The 18049-nt window shown below is 55.6% G+C and carries 14 protein-coding genes; all 14 read right to left on the reverse strand.

What is annotated here, in order from left to right; translation table 11 throughout:
* Positions 1-6: 6 nt before the first annotated feature.
* The 14 genes from ligA to HOJ08_06290 all read right to left on the reverse strand — a co-directional run bounded on the left by ligA (position 7) and on the right by HOJ08_06290 (position 18046).
* A complete protein-coding gene (gene ligA / locus HOJ08_06225) occupies positions 7-2145 on the reverse strand; it encodes an NAD-dependent DNA ligase LigA (protein MBT5673030.1) in 2139 nt (712 codons plus the stop codon).
* 1 nt (position 2146) lies between these two features.
* Complete coding sequence (gene recN / locus HOJ08_06230; protein ID MBT5673031.1) at positions 2147-3811, reverse strand: DNA repair protein RecN; 1665 nt, start codon at positions 3809-3811, stop codon at positions 2147-2149.
* Positions 3812-3817: 6 nt separating this feature from the next.
* Positions 3818-4669, reverse strand: a complete 852-nt coding sequence (locus HOJ08_06235) for an outer membrane protein assembly factor BamD (protein ID MBT5673032.1) — start codon at positions 4667-4669, stop codon at positions 3818-3820.
* A gap of 178 nt (positions 4670-4847) precedes the next feature.
* Positions 4848-5798, reverse strand: coding sequence for a UDP-3-O-acyl-N-acetylglucosamine deacetylase (locus HOJ08_06240; GenBank protein MBT5673033.1), 951 nt, complete (start codon positions 5796-5798; stop codon positions 4848-4850).
* 160 nt (positions 5799-5958) lie between these two features.
* Positions 5959-7776, reverse strand: a complete 1818-nt coding sequence (gene ftsZ / locus HOJ08_06245) for a cell division protein FtsZ (protein ID MBT5673034.1) — start codon at positions 7774-7776, stop codon at positions 5959-5961.
* Positions 7777-7838: 62 nt separating this feature from the next.
* On the reverse strand, positions 7839-9104 hold the full coding sequence (gene ftsA, locus HOJ08_06250) for a cell division protein FtsA (GenBank protein MBT5673035.1): 1266 nt from the start codon (positions 9102-9104) through the stop codon (positions 7839-7841).
* Between the two features lie 13 nt (positions 9105-9117).
* Positions 9118-10017 (reverse strand): FtsQ-type POTRA domain-containing protein, encoded by a 900-nt coding sequence (locus HOJ08_06255; GenBank protein ID MBT5673036.1) that lies wholly within the window; start codon positions 10015-10017, stop codon positions 9118-9120.
* On the reverse strand, positions 10005-10922 hold the full coding sequence (locus tag HOJ08_06260) for a D-alanine--D-alanine ligase (protein MBT5673037.1): 918 nt from the start codon (positions 10920-10922) through the stop codon (positions 10005-10007). The genes HOJ08_06255 and HOJ08_06260 overlap by 13 nt, the downstream gene beginning before the upstream one ends.
* Positions 10919-11878, reverse strand: coding sequence for a UDP-N-acetylmuramate dehydrogenase (murB, locus tag HOJ08_06265; protein MBT5673038.1), 960 nt, complete (start codon positions 11876-11878; stop codon positions 10919-10921). Before murB ends, HOJ08_06260 begins: the two co-directional genes overlap by 4 nt.
* On the reverse strand, positions 11878-13308 hold the full coding sequence (locus HOJ08_06270) for a UDP-N-acetylmuramate--L-alanine ligase (GenBank protein MBT5673039.1): 1431 nt from the start codon (positions 13306-13308) through the stop codon (positions 11878-11880). The genes murB and HOJ08_06270 overlap by 1 nt, the downstream gene beginning before the upstream one ends.
* Positions 13305-14459 carry an undecaprenyldiphospho-muramoylpentapeptide beta-N-acetylglucosaminyltransferase gene (murG, locus tag HOJ08_06275; GenBank protein ID MBT5673040.1) on the reverse strand — a complete coding sequence of 385 codons (1155 nt, stop codon included), beginning with the start codon at positions 14457-14459 and terminating at the stop codon, positions 13305-13307. Before murG ends, HOJ08_06270 begins: the two co-directional genes overlap by 4 nt.
* The gene (locus tag HOJ08_06280; GenBank protein ID MBT5673041.1) at positions 14456-15580 is read right to left on the reverse strand and encodes a cell division protein FtsW; all 1125 of its coding nucleotides are present in this window, start codon (positions 15578-15580) and stop codon (positions 14456-14458) included. The genes murG and HOJ08_06280 overlap by 4 nt, the downstream gene beginning before the upstream one ends.
* Positions 15574-16953 carry a UDP-N-acetylmuramoyl-L-alanine--D-glutamate ligase gene (locus HOJ08_06285; GenBank protein MBT5673042.1) on the reverse strand — a complete coding sequence of 460 codons (1380 nt, stop codon included), beginning with the start codon at positions 16951-16953 and terminating at the stop codon, positions 15574-15576. Before HOJ08_06285 ends, HOJ08_06280 begins: the two co-directional genes overlap by 7 nt.
* 4 nt (positions 16954-16957) lie before the next feature.
* Positions 16958-18046 (reverse strand): phospho-N-acetylmuramoyl-pentapeptide-transferase, encoded by a 1089-nt coding sequence (locus tag HOJ08_06290; GenBank protein ID MBT5673043.1) that lies wholly within the window; start codon positions 18044-18046, stop codon positions 16958-16960.
* Positions 18047-18049 lie beyond the last annotated feature (3 nt).

Consider the following 18049-nt stretch of genomic DNA (forward strand, 5'->3'; position numbering starts at 1 on the left):
GATCCCCTAAAGCCCGGCCATTTCCAGCCATTCTTTTTCCAATAAAACCCTGACGCCCAAGCTTTCGGCCTTGGTGACTTTTGATCCCGGATCGGTTCCGGCCACCACGAAATCGGTATTTTTAGACACTGATCCCGTGACCTTGGCCCCCAAAGTCTCTGCACGGGCCTTGGCCTCACCCCGCGACATGGCAGAAAGGCTGCCCGTAAACACCATGGTCTTGCCAGCGATAGGCGAATCGATGGCTGTTGTGGGAATTTCCGCATTAGAAACAGTGATCCGGTCTTCCAGCGACTTGATAATAGAAAGATTATGGGGTTCGGAAAAGAAAGCGCCAAGGTCATCGGCCACATTCATGCCAATGGATTCAATGGCGCAGAGTTCAGTGTATGCACTGCCGACATCTTCGGGTTTTTTGGCATCCCTGTTGGATTTGCGCTCATCGGCGGCATCCACCATGGCTTTGTGCCAGGCATCAAGGCTGCCATAGGCCCGTGCCAGAAGCCCGGCTGTGGCCGTGCCGACTTGACGGATGCCCAATGCATAGATGAAGCGTTCAAGGCTGATAACGCGCCGCGCATCAATGGCTGCAAAAAGATTTTCTTTGGATTTATCACCCCAGCCTTCTAGGTCGCCAATGGGGCTTTCAGCCTTCGGGTCGGTCTCTTTCAGATCAAATATATCTGCAGGGGTCTGGATACGCTTTGATTCAAAAAATGCCTGAACTTGTTTTTTGCCAAACCCGTCAATATCAAAGGCATTGCGAGAAACGAAATGGATCAATCGCTCGATCTGCTGGTATGGGCAGGCAAGTTCACCGGTACAGCGTTTGGCAACTTCGTTTTCTGCATTTAATGCCGGGGTTTCAAGGGGGCAGGGGCACAGGGTGGGAAAAATATAAGCCTCAGCATTTGATGGCCTTTTTTCCGGGATGACACGGACCACTTGGGGAATGACATCACCTGCGCGTTGGACAATGACGCAATCGCCTATTCGGACATCTTTGCGGATGATTTCATCTTGATTGTGCAAGGTGGCCCTTGAAACCACCACGCCGCCCACGGTGACGGGTTCTAATTCTGCAACCGGGGTGAGCACGCCGGTGCGCCCGACCTGTATCACGATGTCCCGCAAAATGGTTTCGGCCTGTTCGGCAGGGAATTTATGGGCAATGGCCCAGCGTGGTGCCCGAGAGACGAAGCCAAGTCTGGCTTGCAGATCAAAGCGATTGATTTTGTAAACGACACCGTCAATGTCATAGGGCAAGGTCGCGCGGGTGCTAGCGATCGTTTTATAAAGGGCAAGCACGCCATCAATGTCTGTGCACAGTTCTGCAATGGGGTTGGTCGGAAACCCCCATTGTTTGAGGCTTCGCAAAAATTCCCAATGGCTTTCCCCGATATTGCCATCCTTAACCTCGCCACAGGCATAAGCAAAAAGCCGAAGGGGACGGGTTTTGGTAATGGCAGGGTCAAGCTGTCGCAAGGACCCAGCGGCGGCGTTACGGGGATTAGCAAATTCAGGTTCACCAGATTTAATCCGGCGGGTATTCAGGGCAGCGAAATCGGCCTTATTGATATAAACCTCGCCGCGTACCTCCAGGATGGGTGGGGCATCTTTGGGCAGGGTTTTGGGAATTTCTGCCATGGTCATCAAATTTTGGGTGACGTCTTCGCCTTCGCGGCCATCGCCCCGGGTGGCACCTTGGACGAATTTTCCATTTTCATAACGCAGGGAGATGGAAAGCCCATCAATTTTGGGCTCCCCCACGACTTCTAAAGGGCTGCTTTCTTCCATGCGCAGCATCCGCCGCACCCGGGCAAAGAAACCCTGCATATCGTCTTCGCCAAATGCATTGTCCAGTGACAGCATAGGGATGGCGTGGCGAACCTTGGCAAAGCCCGATTGAGGTGCTGCACCCACCTGTTTTGATGGGCTGTCTGCGCGGATCAGGTCAGGAAACCATGCCTCAATTTCTTCATTTCGGCGTTTCAAGGCATCAAATTCGGCATCGGTAATTTCTGGGGCATCGTGGGTGTGATAGAGACCATTGTGATGGCCGATTTCTGATGCAAGGCGGGCGAGCTCTGTCTTTGCTTCTTCAACGGATAGGTCTTGCACAAATTTTTCGGCCAATTCGGTCATATCACCCTCCGGCTGCCAACAATTTGTCAGCGGCGGCGCGGGCTTCGGGGGTGATGTCTTTGCCTGCCAGCATGCGGGCGACTTCTTCGCGTCGGTCATCAATGTTCAGGTGTTCAACCACGGTGGTGGTGTCTTTCTTATCTGATTGCTTGGCGACGCGGAAATGTTGCGCCCCCCGGGCTGCGACCTGTGGGGAATGGGTGATGACCAAAATTTGTAAATCGGCACTCAACTGTGCCAAACGCACGCCAACGGCATCGGCGGTGGCACCGGAAATACCTGCATCCACTTCGTCAAATATTAGCGTCGGCACCGTGCCGCCCCCGGCCAGAACAACGCGGAGTGCCAGCATGATACGGGCCAGTTCCCCGCCTGATGCGACGCGGTGCAAAGGCCCCGGTTCACTGCCGGGATTGGTGGTGATTTCAAAGCCCACCCGTTCGTGCCCAAAAGGCCCATAATCGGCTTCATCCAAGGGGGTTAAGCCCGTTTTGAAGATGGCTTTTTCAAGTTTAAGGGGGGGCAATTCGGCCATTGTGGCTTTGTCCAGACGGCTTGCCGCCTTCTTGCGGGCGGCACTGAGTGCATTGGCAGCCCCATCGTAGTTTTTCAGGGCCGATTGCGTGTCCTGTGCCAGTTGTTCAAGGGTTGCACCGGAATTATCGATTGCACTAAGGCGTTCTGCCAATGTGCGTCCGTGATCGGCCAGATCATCGGGGCTGACGTCATATTTTCGCGCCAATGCGCGCAGGCCAAACAGCCGGTCTTCGACTTGGGAAAGCTTGCCCGGGTCTGCATTCAGGCCGTCGATGGCATTCATTTCTCCGAAGGCTTCCGTGGATTCCAGGCTGGCGCGTTCTAGGGCTGTAATAGCTGCATCAAAACGCCCACCAGCGTCATCACGGACCTTTTCCAGGGCAATCAAAGCACCACTGATGGCACCTTCGATGCCGCCATCGCGTTCCAGACTTTCCCGTGCGCTGATCAGCGCTTGTGCAAGCTTCGCGCTTGATGAAAGAAAGCGCCGTTCATCGGCTAGGCTGGCTTCTTCGCCGGGTTCGGGTGCAAAGGTTTCAATTTCTGTCACCGCATGGCGCAGAAATTCCTGATCGCGGCTTGCAGCCTCTAGCAATTCACGGGCTTCATGTTCGGCTGTTCGGGCGGCTTCTAATGCAGACCATGTGAGAGATGTTTTTTGCAAATATTTTTCGTGATTCCCATAGACATCCAGAAGCGTTCTGTGGGTGGTGGGATTCAAAAGCCCCCTTGTTTCATGTTGGCCATGAATTTCAGCCAGCGTGTCACCCAGTTCAGACAGAAAGCCGATGCTGATCGGTTGGTCGTTGACGTATGCCCGCGATCGGCCATCAGCCCCCAGAATGCGGCGCAGGATCACGGGCGTCGCGGCATCCAGATCACGGTCTTCCATGAGGGCAAGGCCCGGATGGACCGGAGAAACATCAAATTCGGCGCTGACCTGTGCGCGGGTTGCGCCACTGCGGATCAGGGCGCTGTCGCCCCGAGCACCGAGCGCCAACCCCAATGCATCCAGCAAAATTGATTTCCCCGCCCCGGTTTCACCCGTTAATACGCTGAGGAATCCTTGGAAATCCAGGTCAAGTCGGTCAATAAGGACCACATCGTGGATTGACAGGCGCGTGAGCATGAGAGCCTAGAAAATTGAGTGCCAAGTCCGCCCAAGCCAGCCGCGTTTTTTATCGGCGATCTTTTTTCTGGCTTGGCGGGGGTCAATGCCGGTCATAATGGCATAGCTATCGATGTACCATTCACTTCCCGGAAAATTGTGGCCGAGCACGGAAGCGCTTTTTTTGGCTTCTTCATCAAGACCGAGCACAATATAGCTTTCGGTCAGCCGATGCAGGGCTTCGGGAATATGTGATGTCGTCTGGTATTTTTTGATGACGGACTGAAAGCGGTTGATGGCAGCAATATGCTGGTTGGTTTTTTGGTACCATCGGCCCACAGACATTTTCTGACCGGCAACCTGATCATTGGTGAGATCACGCTTTAACAGGGCATCCCGGGCGAATTTGGATTTGGGGAAGCGGCGGATCACTTCATCAAGGGCTTCTTGGGCGCGGTAGGTGACTTTCTGATCCCGGTGCACATCGGATATTTCTTCGTAATAGCAAAGCGCGCGCAGGTAATAGGCATAGGCAATGTCGCGGCTTCCCGGGTGTAGGTGAATAAACCGGTCAAGGGCGATGATGGCATCATCATAGCGCCCTACCTGATACCGGCTATAGGCCGTCATCAGGGTCGATTTGTTGGCCCAGATCGAATAGGGATGCTGTCTTTCAACTTCATTGAAGTATTTCACGGCATCAGAATAGCTCTGGCGGGTCATGATGGTCATGCCGGTGTTGTAAAGCGATTCCGGGGTGGCGTCGGGTTTGATTTCAGGAGGCGGGGTGCTACAGCCTCCTAAAATCAGCATTGCCCCAAGGGCAATGGCTGCGGCAATGGCTGTGGCAAAGCGATGGCTTCTCCCCGATTGGTGCATGGGCACCAACGCCGGGCGGCGGTTATAGGATGGGTCAGAAGCAGTCATCATGAACATAAGAAATATGGTGCATATTAATTGAGTTAACGACCACCCTTATAGCATGGCAGAACACCATTGGCACCAAGAGGGTGTGGTAAAAAATGCTATCTGAAACGGGGTGTGAAACGGGCGCGGATCAGCGGCCAGCGGCGGCGGCTGGGGTAGGGGCGGTGTCAAACAGGGTGGCTTCGACATCACTATGGGCCGTATTTCCAACCCTTTGGGGAACCAGCGCCCAGGCTTTGGGGTCGGCAAACAGGGTTTTCAATAGCAGGTGATTAACGGCATGCCCCGAACGCGAGCCACTGAAGTGGCCCATAATCTGGGCCCCGGCAAGATAAAGATCACCAACGGAATCAAGAATTTTATGGCGGACAAATTCATCGCTATAGCGCAAGCCTGAATCATTGAGAATTTTATCGCCGCTGACGACCACAGCATTATCGAGCGACCCACCCAGCAGCATGCCGGCTTGGCGCAGCGCGGCGACTTCGTGTTCAAAGCCAAAGGTGCGGGCGTTGCCAACTTCGTTCTTGAAATTGCCGTTGACGAATTCAATGGCATAAGACTGGCTAGAGACGGCCTTTGATTCGAACTCAATATCAAATTCGATGGAGAAATTTTCGCCGGGCATGATGCTGGCCTGGCGGTCACCATCCGTTACAGAAACGGGTTTCAGGACTTTCAGGACGCGACGGTTCTGGTCCTGTTCCTTGATGCCTGCACATTCGATCAGAAAGACGAACGGTGCGGCACTGCCATCCATAATTGGGACTTCCGGGCCATTGATTTCCACCAATGCGTTATCAACGCCAAGACCGGCAAAGGCGGCCATCAGGTGTTCAATGGTTTTGATGGTGACATCGGCATCATTGGCGATGGCCGAACAAAGCTGGGAAGGGACAACATTGCGCCAATGCGCATCAATGATCGCTTGGCCGCCAGAAATATCGGTCCGTTTGAAACGGATGCCAGTGTCTGGTTCGGCGGGGCAGATGGTCATGGAAATATGGGCACCAGTATGCAGTCCGATGCCAGAACAACCAATGGCGTTGCTTAAGGTTGTTTGCTTAACGTAATTCACCATAACCCGAAAGTGACCTCAATTTTAAAAACACAGTTAAAACACTACCAGAGGATGTCTATCAACATCCCCTGGCGTGCTCAAATCAACAATTGTTTCAATTTGTTACGTCATTTCCCGGGTCAAATTGTCCTGGTTTTTTAAAGTGCCCTCATGAAAGGCCTTAATTGGCCTGGCGTCGCAAAAATGCCGGAATTTCAAGCAGATCTTCTTCAGATTCCGTCGCCGACTTGGCATGGGGCTCAGATTTGGCCACCAATCCGCCCAGATCCTGCTGGGTTGCCTTCTGAGGTTCGGGTTTAGGTTCGGGTTGTGGTTCTGGCTGTACCTGAGCCTGCACCTCTGGTTCTGCCTGAACCTGTGGTTCTGGGGCCGGTGTTGGCATTGGGGCGGGTTCCGGCGTGGCTAGAATGGGTGCCTCAACACGGGGGTGCAGAACCGGTTCAACTCTGGCCTCTGGCTTGATTTCGGCCTTGATCTCCACCGGTGCGGCTTCTGCAGGCACCACCGGTGCAGGCGTGGCTTGTACCACGGGCGCTGGTACCACCGGCGCTGGGGTGGCTTTTGCCACCGGTGCCGGGGTGGGCGCTGGGATGGTTCGGGCTATTTGTTCTGCTTTAAGCGCTTTTGCCCGGCCACTTCCCGTCACCCGTTCAAACAGGCTTGGCCGTGTTGCCGGTTTTTCTGTCGTCGTTCCGGCATTAACAATGTCGGCTTCGGCCATGGGGTCTGGCTTACGTATGGCTGTCATATCCATTGACGTGCGAGGGGCTTCAACGGGAGCAGGCGGCATAAAGGGTTGATTGATCCCTTCTAGATCAATGCCGGGTGTGGCCTGTGGTGCCGGTGCCGGTGCTGGGGTATCAGCGATTTTGGATTCAACCCCAAGATCAAGCACCGGTGCCATGTCCGGCGCGGGTGCGGTTTCCGGCGTAGGCATGATGGATGTCGCCCTGCGTGAATTATCGCTGACCAGACTGATCGGCTGCAAGGGGACGGGATGGGCCGAAACTTCGGCGTCAATCCCTGTGGCGATGACCGAAATACGAATGCGGCCATCAAGGGCTGGGTCGAAGGTAGAGCCAAAGATGATGTTGGCATTGGGGTCCACTTCTGAGCGGATGCGGTTTGCTGCTTCATCGACTTCAAACAACGTCATGTCATCGCCGCCGCTGATGTTGATGAGCACCCCTTTGGCGCCTTCCATGGAAACATCGTCTAACAATGGGTTGGAAATGGCGGCCTCAGCTGCCGCAATGGCCCGGTTTTCGCAATCGGCTTCACCGGTTCCCATCATGGCTTTGCCCATTTCGCTCATGACTTGGCGAACATCGGCAAAATCAAGGTTGATCAAGCCGGGCATGACCATCAGGTCGGTCACGCCGCGTACGCCGGAATAAAGGACGTTATCGGCCATTTCAAAGGCTTGGGCGAAGGTGGTCTTTTCATTGGCAATGCGGAACAGGTTCTGATTGGGAATGATAATCAGGGTGTCCACGTAATGTTGGAGTTCTTCAATCCCTTCCTCGGCAATCTTCATGCGGTTCAGCCCTTCAAACTGGAATGGCTTGGTCACAACGCCGACGGTCAGAATGCCCTGTTCGCGTGATGCCCGGGCAATGACAGGGGCCGCCCCTGTTCCGGTGCCCCCGCCCATGCCGGCGGTGATGAACACCATGTTTGATTGCTGGATATGTTCGATGATGTCATCGATGGCTTCTTCGGCGGCCGCTTTGCCGACATCGGGTCGTGATCCGGCACCCAGGCCCTGGGTAATGTTGCGCCCCAGCTGGATGCGGCGTTCTGCGCTGGTCTGGGAGAGTGCCTGGGCATCGGAATTGCCAACAACGAATTCAACACCTTCGAGATTATGCTCGATCATGTTGTTGACGGCATTCCCCCCGGCACCGCCAACGCCAATGACGGTAATTCTGGGTTTAAGATCGGGTTCTGGGCTCGGCATTTTTATATTTATGGTCATGTCAGCCTCCTCAGGCAGTAAGTGTGTTAAGTGCGATTGTTCAGTTGCAGAAAAGTGGGTTGTTAAAAATTTTCACGGAGCCATAAACCGACCCGGCCTAATGGACCGGTCGGCATTCCAGTTCGGGTTCCAATTGTCTGGGTTGTTTCAGGTGCTTCATCGGGACGTCGTACAGCAAAGGCCAGTAATCCGGCGCAGGCGGTAAAAGCCGGCCCGCCAGTGGAATCGGCCAGCCCGGCGATCTTGAGCGGCCGGCCCAGACGAATTTGTTTGTCCAGAACACTACCGGCCAGTTCAGTAACGCCCTGAAGCTGGCTGGCACCGCCGGTTAACACCACGCGACGTCCGGCAATTTTGTCGTAGCCGGTCATTTCCAGTTGCCCGCGCAGAAGTTCGAATGTTTCTTCCAGCCGGGGCCGGATGATTCCGACCAACATGGAGCGGGGTACGTGGTTTGCCTGGGCGCGGTCTTCTTCGCCCATCAATGGCACATCAATCATTTCGCGATCATCGGATCCCGATGCCATGGCGTTGCCGTACAGCGTTTTCATGCGTTCGGCATGGGCCATGGGTGTGGAAAGGCCGCGGGCAATATCAGAGGTGACATGGGTCCCGCCGACGGGAATGGAGGCGCTGTGCAACAGGTGGCCGTCGTAAAATACGGCCAAAGATGTGGTTCCTGCCCCCATGTCAATGACGGTCGCGCCTAAATTGGCTTCGTCTTCAACCAATGCGGCAAGGCCAGAAGCATAAGGCGCGATCACAATGTCAGCGACATCCAGACGGCATCGTGCAAGGCAGGTTACCAAGGTGCGTATGGCCCCGGTGGTGGCCGTGACCACATGCATGTTGACGCCAAGACGTTCGCCATACATGCCGCGCGGGTCGCGGATGCCGCGCGCGCCATCTATGGAATAGCCAACGGGGATGCAATGAATTAGTTCGCGTTCATCAGATTGCGATGCGCTATGGCCCTGGGCCAGAACCTTGCGGACATCACCATCGCCCACTTCATGTCCGGCGATGGAAAGGTCGTATTGAAGAATTTCGGATTGCGGGGCACCACCGGAAAGATTGACGATGACTTCTTCGATGGTTTCACCGGCCATTTGTTCGGCAGCGTGGACCGTGGCCAAAATGGCATTTTCTGCCGCTTCGACATCAGAAATAATACCCGCGCGCACCCCGTTCGATGCGTGATGGCCAATGCCCACGACCCGTATGGTGCCATCATCGCCCACTTTCGCGATGAAGCAGGCGATCTTGGACGTCCCAATATCCAGGGCTGCGATCAAGCCGTTTTTATTTTTAGCCATGCGTTTTTTCATGACGGCATCTTTCTCAAGTGTCCTTGCTTGGCCCACGATGGGCATGTCGTTTCTTTTTAAGGGACTTCGCCTTGGGCGATGTTCGGACCACCAACCGATCGGCAAGGCGCAAATCAATCATGACAATGTCGCGGTCCAGAATGCGCTCAGCAGTGACAAGGCGGGCTAGCTTCAAAACAGCCCGTGCGGCATTTTTTTCAGGCAACCGGGCAATGACGCCATTGTTGAACTTCAGGTCCCAGCGCCGTTTTGATACCCGGATCATGGCGTGGGTTGCGTCCATTAATTTTGGGTGGGCGCGCATGATTTCAATCATGGCCTCTGCGTGTTTCGGGGCATCTTTTCCAACCACCATTGGCAAATGACGCCAAGCACCCAGTCGGTTGCGATCAATCACAACCCCTTCGCGATCAATCAGGGCCAATCGGCCGCCGCGTTGCCAAAGTGCCAGTGGCACCCGTTCAGCAAGACGCACATAAAGGGTGTCAGGCAGACGGCGCTCTACGGTTGCAGCGCGAATCCAGGAAAGTTTTTCAAGCCGTAATTTGGCCCCATGGGGATCAAAGCCCAGGATGGCCGATCCTTGTTTCGCCCCAAGGACACGGGTGATTTTTGCGCGGGGAACACGATTCCTGCCAATGACCAGAACATGGGTAACCCGCAATCCCATTTGGGCACTGAAATCGAGGCCCGTGCGGCGGCTCTTTTCAAGGCTGGCGCTGATGACATTGGCACCGTCCCCAAGGGTGAAAAACCATCCCCCACCCAGACCCAGAACAGCAAAGACCATAAGGAAGAGGCTCCAAACCAGCTTCCTGCGTCCAGCGGCCGATAACCACATCCGGGAACGCCCGGCATGTTTGGGGCGTTTTTTAGGTGTTTTGGTCGGCGTTGTGCGTTTTAACGCGGGCATGTTGCGTCCTCTACCATCCAGGCGACAAGATCATTAAAAGAAATGCCCTCATGGGCAGCGATTTCGGGGACCAAAGAAAGCGGGGTCATTCCGGGCTGGGTATTAACCTCAAGAATGTAAAACTGGCCCGGTTTATCCCCTGTATCGTCATAGCGAAGGTCGGTCCGGCTGACCCCTTTGCACCCAAGTGCGTCATGGGCCGTTTGGGCAATTTCCAGCGCTTCGTCGTAGGCAGCCTTTGACAGGGGGGCTGGCATCACATGTTCCGCCCCGCCTTCGGTGTATTTGGCCTGATAATCATAGAACTGGCCCTTGGGGCGAATTTCAATGGCACCCAGCGCTTCATCGCCCATGACGGCGACCTGAATTTCGCGACCGGGAATAAACCGCTCAACCAACACCGCATCGCCATAAGACCATTCCCCTGCCAGTGCCGGGGGGGCCGTTTCATCAATCACAATATGAACCCCGACGCTGGAGCCCTCGCCCAAGGGTTTGACAACATAAGGCGGTGCCATGACGGTGCCTGCCAGAACGTCTGATCGTTCTGCGGTGCGGCCTTCGGCGCAGGTCAGGCCTGCTTCGGTAAACAGGCGTCGTGCACTGGGTTTGTCCATGGCCAGTGCCGATGCCAGAACCCCGGAATGGGTGTAGGGGATGCCTAAAAATTCAAGGACCCCCTGAATGCAACCGTCTTCGCCAAAGCGTCCGTGCAAGGCATTGAAGATCACGTCTGGTTTTGGGTCCAGCGTCGTCAACAGCGCGCTTAAATCACGGCTGACATCAATTTCACGGACGTCATGGCCAAGGTCGCGAAGGGCTTTCGCACATGCAGCACCCGACACCAGAGAAACCTCACGTTCAACAGAAGGCCCGCCCATAAGAACAGCGACAGAAAGGGTCATGGCTGTGCCCTCTCAATCGGGATGGCTTTGGGGCCATTTTTGGCAGGGATTCCCAAGATGCGAATTTCCCATTCCAGGGTGATCCCGGTCTTGGCCTTGACGCGGCGGCGAACTTCTTCGCCCAAAGCCTCAATTTCGGCGGCACTGGCACCGCCTTCATTGACCAAGAAATTGCAGTGCAGTTCAGATACCCGGGCATGGCCCAATGCAAGCCCACGACACCCCGCCTGATCAATCAATTCCCAGGCCTTGTGGCCTTCGGGGTTCTTGAAGGTGGACCCGCCGGTGGGCGTGCGCACGGGCTGGGTCTCTGTGCGGGCCTTTTGAATTTCGGTGATTTGTTCGGCGATGGCTTTGCTGTCGCCGGGGGTGCCCTTGAACCGGGCAGAGGTGAAAATCCAGTCTTCGTCCACGGTGACATGGCGATAGGTAAAGCCCATATCCGCAGCGCTCAGGGTATGGATGGTGCCATCGCCATCAATGGCATCGGCAGAAATCAGCACGTCTTTTATTTCGTGGCCATACGCACCGGCATTCATGCGCAAGGCACCGCCGATGGTACCGGGAATGCCTGCCATGAATTCAAGCCCGGCAATGGCGTTGGCGCCTGCAAATTTGGCGATATTGGTATCAAGGGCACCGGCGCCAGCGATGATGTCATGATCGGTTTGGGATATGGCTGCAAATTCCCTGCCCAGCCGGATGACCACACCGGGAATGCCGCCATCGCGCACCAGAATGTTGGACCCAACGCCAATGATGGTAACCCCAATGTCTTTGGGCTTGTCGCGCAGGAACGTGGCAAGGTCTTCGGTGTCTTTGGGACGGAACATCACTTCTGCTGGCCCGCCGACGCGAAACCAGGTGACCTGGCTGAGGTCTGCCCCTTCACGGGTGCGCCCCCTGACCGGAGGAAGGCGATCAAGAAGACGATCCGTTTCTTGTTTTGCCGCCATCATGATCGGCCCTCATTTTGTTCGCTGTCGTTACCAGCTAATTCACCGGGCAGCGCTTGGGCCCAGTTGGTGATCGATCCTGCCCCCAGGCAGACCACCAGATCATCTGGTCGTGCCATGGTTTTTATAAGGCCCGCTAAATTTTCAGGGGCTTCAAGGGCGATGACGTCGCGGTGGCCGTGGGCGCGGATGCCGTCTACCAGTTCGTCCCGGTCAATGCCGATGATGGGGGTTTCCCCTGCGGCATAAACATCAGAAACGATGACGGTGTCGGCATCATTGAAGCAGGTGCAGAAATCTTCGAACAGCGCTTGCAGTCGCGAGTACCGGTGGGGCTGGACCACGGCAAAAATGCGGCCCTTACAGGCACCGCGCGCGCCTGCCAGAACAGCAGCAATTTCTACGGGATGGTGGCCATAATCATCAATGACGGTGACCCCATTGGCCTCGCCGGTTTTGGTGAAGCGTCGTTTAACCCCGGCAAAGGCATTTAACGATTTGCGAATAACACCATCATCAACGCCCATTTCCTGGGCAACGGTGATGGCGGCCAGCGCATTCTGGACATTGTGCCCGCCCAGCATCGGCAGGGTGATGGCTTCGAGGGTGCGGGGATTCGATGATGCCCTAGGGGTCAAGATGACATCGAAATGGGTCATGCCCGCTTCGCCCCGAACATTAACGGCCCGGACATCGGCTTGGGGGCTCATGCCATAGGTGATCAGTCTGCGATCAGCGACCCGTGGGATCATGGCCTGAACTTCGCCGTGGTCAATGCACAATGCGGCAAAGCCATAGAAGGGGATGTTTTGGACAAAGGAAACGAAGGCGGTGCGCAGGGTGTCAAAATCACCGTAAAAATCCAGATGTTCGGGATCAATGTTGGTGACGACTGCAATGGTGGCGGGCAGTTTGGTAAAGGTGCCATCCGATTCGTCGGCTTCCACCACCATCCATTCCCCCTCACCTAACCGGGCATTGGAACCATAGGCATTGAGAATGCCGCCATTGATCACGGTGGGATCAAGTTCTGCTCCATCAAGAATGGCCGATATCAAGGACGTGGTTGTTGTCTTGCCATGGGTCCCCCCAACGGCGATGGACCATTTAAGGCGCATCAATTCGGCCAGCATTTCGGCGCGGCGCACGATGGGGATCAAACGCGTGCGCGCGGCTTCCAGTTCCGGGTTGTCGCGGGGAATGGCCGATGAAATAACAACAACCTGTGTTTCCCCAAGGTTATCGGCATCGTGACCAATATGAACAACAATTCCCATATCCCGAAGGCGGACGACGTTGGGATTGTCTGAAACATCGGAACCCTGAACCTTGTAGCCCAGATTGTGAAGAATTTCGGCGATGCCACTCATGCCGATGCCGCCGATGCCGACAAAATGAATGGTGCCAATGGTAAGGGGGAGTGCCTTCATGCGGCTTTCCTTCCAGGCTCACCACAATTGCTGGTGGGCACCATGCCCATGACCAGCGCTGCCATGTTTCTGGCGGCATCTTTTTGGCCCGCAGCCCGTGCGGCTGTCGCCATGGTTTCTATGGCCCGGGGCTGGCTGAAAATTAATTTCAACCGCGCGGCAAGGGTTGTCGGGGTGAAGTCGGGCTCATGGATCATTTCAGCCCCACCCTGATCGACCATGGCCTGGGCATTGGCGGTTTGGTGATCGTCTGCCGCATGGGGGTAGGGAACCAGAATTGCCGGGCGGCCCGCCGTGGTTAGTTCTGCAATGGTGGATGCCCCGGAACGGCATATCACAAGATGCGCATTGCCCAGCCGTTCGGCAAGATCGTCAAAGAACGGGGCCAATTCCACCTTCAGTCCAATTTTGTCATAGGCAGCGCGGACCATTTCCATATCTTCCGGGCGACATTGCTGGGTCAGGTGGATGCGGTCGCGCAAATCATTGGGAAGTGCCGCCATGGTTTGGGGAATCACGGTGCTGAAAACGCTGGCACCTTGGCTGCCACCAGTCACCAATAAATTGATGGGGTTGCTTTTCCCTGCCTCCCGGAAGGGACGGATGCGCAAATCCCGGATCTGTTCACGAACGGGGTTGCCGGTAAAGATTACTTTTGGTGCATCCCTGGGGTTCAGTCGGGCCACCTCTTCGAAGGACGTGGCGATTGCCGATACCCGTGGGGCCAAAAGCCTGTTGGCGCGGCCCAGCAACGCATTTTGTTCGTGGATCACCGTTGGCAGGCCCAGATTGGTGGCTGCCATCATGGTTGCAACAGATGGATATCCGCCAAACCCGACCACCACTGAAGGGGACAGCCTTTGCAACAGGCGTCGCGATCGCAAGGCACCGTACGCAAGTGTGGCAAACCCCATGATTTTTGCACCCAAGGCAACGCCGCTGACCCGTTGGGCAGGGATGGCATGGGTGGTGACATCATTCAGGGAACCAGACCAGGTTTTGCCGCGCTGGTCCGTAAACAAGGCGAGCGTTTGCCCCAGCCTTTGCAATTCTTCTGCCAGCGCCTGTGCCGGAAAAACATGCCCGCCGGTGCCGCCGGTAACAAGGACGATGGGGTGACGCCGTGTAATTTCGGATGCGGTTGTCGTCATGTCTCCCCCAATCCAATCCGCTTTCGGGTCAATGCCAGCACCATGCCCATGGTGATGGCAATGCCGATGAGCGATGACCCGCCATAAGAGATAAAGGGAAGCGTCATGCCCTTGGTGGGGATGAGGTTCAGGGTCGATGCCATGTGAATGACCGCCTGGAGGCCAAACTGGGTCAGCAATCCGGTGACCGCCAGCAAGATGAACAGGTTATGGGTATTGAGGCTTCTGGCAATCCCACGCAAGACCACAAAGGCAAACAACAGAACGATTATAAGACAGGCCAACAGACCAAGTTCTTCGCCCGCCACGGCAAAGATGAAATCAGAATGGGCATCGGGCAGGATTTCCTTGACCGTGCCCTCACCGGGGCCGCGTCCAAACAGGCCGCCGTTCATGAAGGCTTCTAATCCGGTCAGCGCCTGAAAATTATCGCCAGCGGCCGGGTCCAGAAAACGGTCAATGCGGCTGGAGAAATGGGGCAAATAAGCATAAGCCAGCGCTGCCCCGCCTCCGGCCAGCACGATCGCGCCGACAAGCCAGTAAAGTGGCATGCCTGCGATAAAGAACTGGGCAAAGAACATGGCAGTGACCACAGCGGTCATGCCCATATCGGGTTGCAGGACAAGCAGCAGAACGGTCAGCCCATAAAGGGCGAATGCGATCCATTGGCCCGGGAACTTTTCGTTCATCTTGGCCGTTGCCATCATCCAGGCAATAGTAATGGCGAAGGCTGGCTTGATCAGCTCTGAGGGTTGCAAAGACAGGCTGGCAATTCTGATCCAGCGCCTAGCACCCTTGATCTCTATTCCCATCAACAGGGTCGCCACCATCAGGACAATGGAAATCAGGAACAGGGCGACACCAACGCGGCGGATGCCCCGGGGTTCCATCATTGATAATCCAAAGATGGCAATGGTTGCGGGGATCAGATAGATCATCTGGCGGTTGACGAAGTAATAAGAGTCATACCCGATGCGCTCAGCAACGGCGGGGGATGCTGCCAGCGTTAACAAGATGCCAAACGCAATCAGCCCGCCAATGGCGGCCAGCGTCCAACGGTCCACGGACCACCACCAGTTGGCCATGACAGAGGTATCAGTGCGGGCAAAGCTGATCATGATCCTGTCTCCAGGGCTTCAACCCCATGGCGGAAGGCCATGCCGCGGGCTTCGAAATTTGCAAATTGATCAAAGGACGCACAGGCGGGCGATAGCAGAACGACAGATTCTTCTGTCGATGAAGCGGCTGCCGCGTAAGCCGCAGCAATGGCCCCGTCCAGATCATCGCAATGGCTGTGGGGGACGTCATCGCCAAGGGTGTTGGCAATGTCGTCAGCGGCTTCACCGATTAAAAAGGCGTGTTTGATCCTTGAAAATGCCGGGGCTAAATCTTCAAACCCGCCATCTTTGGCCCTGCCACCGGCAATCCAGTAAACATGGTCGTAACATTCAAGGGCGCGTAGCGCTGCAATGGGATTGGTTGCTTTTGAATCATTGACGAAGCGGATGGTGCCAGCGCGCCGGATTAATTCCTGGCGATGGGCAAGACCGGGATAGGTTTTAAGGGCCGTGGCAATGCTGGCTGCATCAATGCCTGCTGCCAGCGCCGTGGCCGTGGCAGCCGCCGCGTTTTGGTGATTGTGTGCCCCGGGTAAATTTTCTACATCGCGGATGTCGGCAATGAGATGCTTTTTCCCATCCCGGTTGTCGATCACACAGCCATTTTCGATGCCAATGCCACCGTCAATTATCGAACTGCCCGAAATGGGGACAATGTTCATGCCGCCTTTTTCTTCCAGGCGGGCACAGAGCGCACGACAATGGTCATCGTCGGTACCAACGATGGCGATGGCATTATTTCGGGTCAGGGCGAACAGGTTTTCCTTTGCCGCAACGTAGCCATCTATCCCGCCATGGCGGTCAAGGTGATCGGGGCTGATGTTGATCAACACCGCGATGTCAAAGGCCGCCGCCGTGATCCGTTCAATCTGATAGCTGGATAATTCCAATATATAGGTGCCATCGGCGCCCAATTCGGAAAGCCCTAAAGCCGCCGGTCCAAGGTTCCCCCCGATTGCGGCTTTGCGCCCGGCGTTTGCAAAAATATGGCCAAGAAGGGCAGTCACGGTGGATTTGCCATTGGTGCCGGTGATGCCAATAAAATTGGCATTACGTTGTGCTTCGGCCAGCAATTCAACATCGCAAATAATGGGAACCCCTGCGCCCCGCGCCCGTTCGGCCACAGGATGGGGGCTTGGAAAACTGTGGGGAATGCCGGGGCTAAGGACCAGCGCACATGTATCAGAAAAATCGGCTTGACCCAGATCGCCAAGGGGAATGCCTTTAAGGGCGGCAGCTTCGCGTCTCGGGCCATCATCATCCCATGCGGTGACATTGGCACCGGAACGCTGCAATGCTTCGGCCGCGATCAACCCCGATAGGCCAAGGCCCATGACCGCATACGTATTGCCAGTTGTTTGTGGAAGCCGGATCATCTCATCACCTCAGCTTCAGGGTGCTAAGCCCGATCAAGGCCAGGATCATGGCGATAATCCAGAAGCGAATGACAATGGTGGCCTCAGCCCAGCCTTTTTGTTCAAAATGATGATGCAGCGGTGCCATCCGAAAGACGCGCTTTCCGGTCAACTTGAAGGATGCCACCTGAACAATCACCGAAATTGTTTCCAGAACAAACAACCCACCGATGATGGCCAGCACCAATTCGTGTTTGGTGATAACGCTGATGGTGCCAAGGGCACCGCCCACGGATAGGGAACCGGTATCGCCCATGAAGACCATGGCGGGCGGGGCGTTGAACCACAGAAACCCAAGACTGGCCCCAACGAGAGCGCCACAGAACACGGCTAGCTCTCCGGTTCCGGGGACAAAATGAAGTTGCAGGTAATTTGAAAAGACGGCGTTGCCCACCAGATATGAAATCAGGGCAAAACAACCAGCCGCAATCATAACCGGAACAATGGCGAGCCCATCCAGCCCATCGGTCAAATTCACCGCATTGGATGCCCCGACCATGACCAGAATTGCGAATACCGGGAAAAACCAGCCGAGATTAAGCAGCAAGTTTTTAAAGAATGGCACCGCTAATGTCGTGGCAAGGGGGTCGCGGGTAATTTCCATCACCCAAAGGGCTGCAATCAGCGCGATGGTGATTTCCATTGAAATGCGAAGTTTGCCTTTCAGGCCCCGGTGATTCATGCGGGTGAGTTTCAGATAATCATCGGCAAAGCCAATGGCGCCGAAGCCAAGGGTGACCAGCATCACCACCCAGACATATTGGTTGGTCAGGTCAGCCCACAATAAGGTGCCGACGGAAACCCCAAGAAGGATAATGAAGCCGCCCATGGTGGGCGTCCCCTTTTTGGTCAACAGATGGCTTTCGGGACCATCTTCACGAATGGGTTGGCCTTCGGCCTGGCGCGATTTCAGCCAGCGGATAACGCAAGGCCCGGTCAGGAAGCAGACAATCAGCGCGGTCATGACCGCAGCACCAGAGCGAAAGGTGAGATAGCGGAATAGGTTGAGCACAGGAAAATCAACGGCCAGCGGGGAGAGAAGGTTGTAGAGCATATC

The organism is Rhodospirillales bacterium (assembly GCA_018666775.1).
Lineage (GTDB): Bacteria > Pseudomonadota > Alphaproteobacteria > SMXQ01 > SMXQ01 > JABIXC01.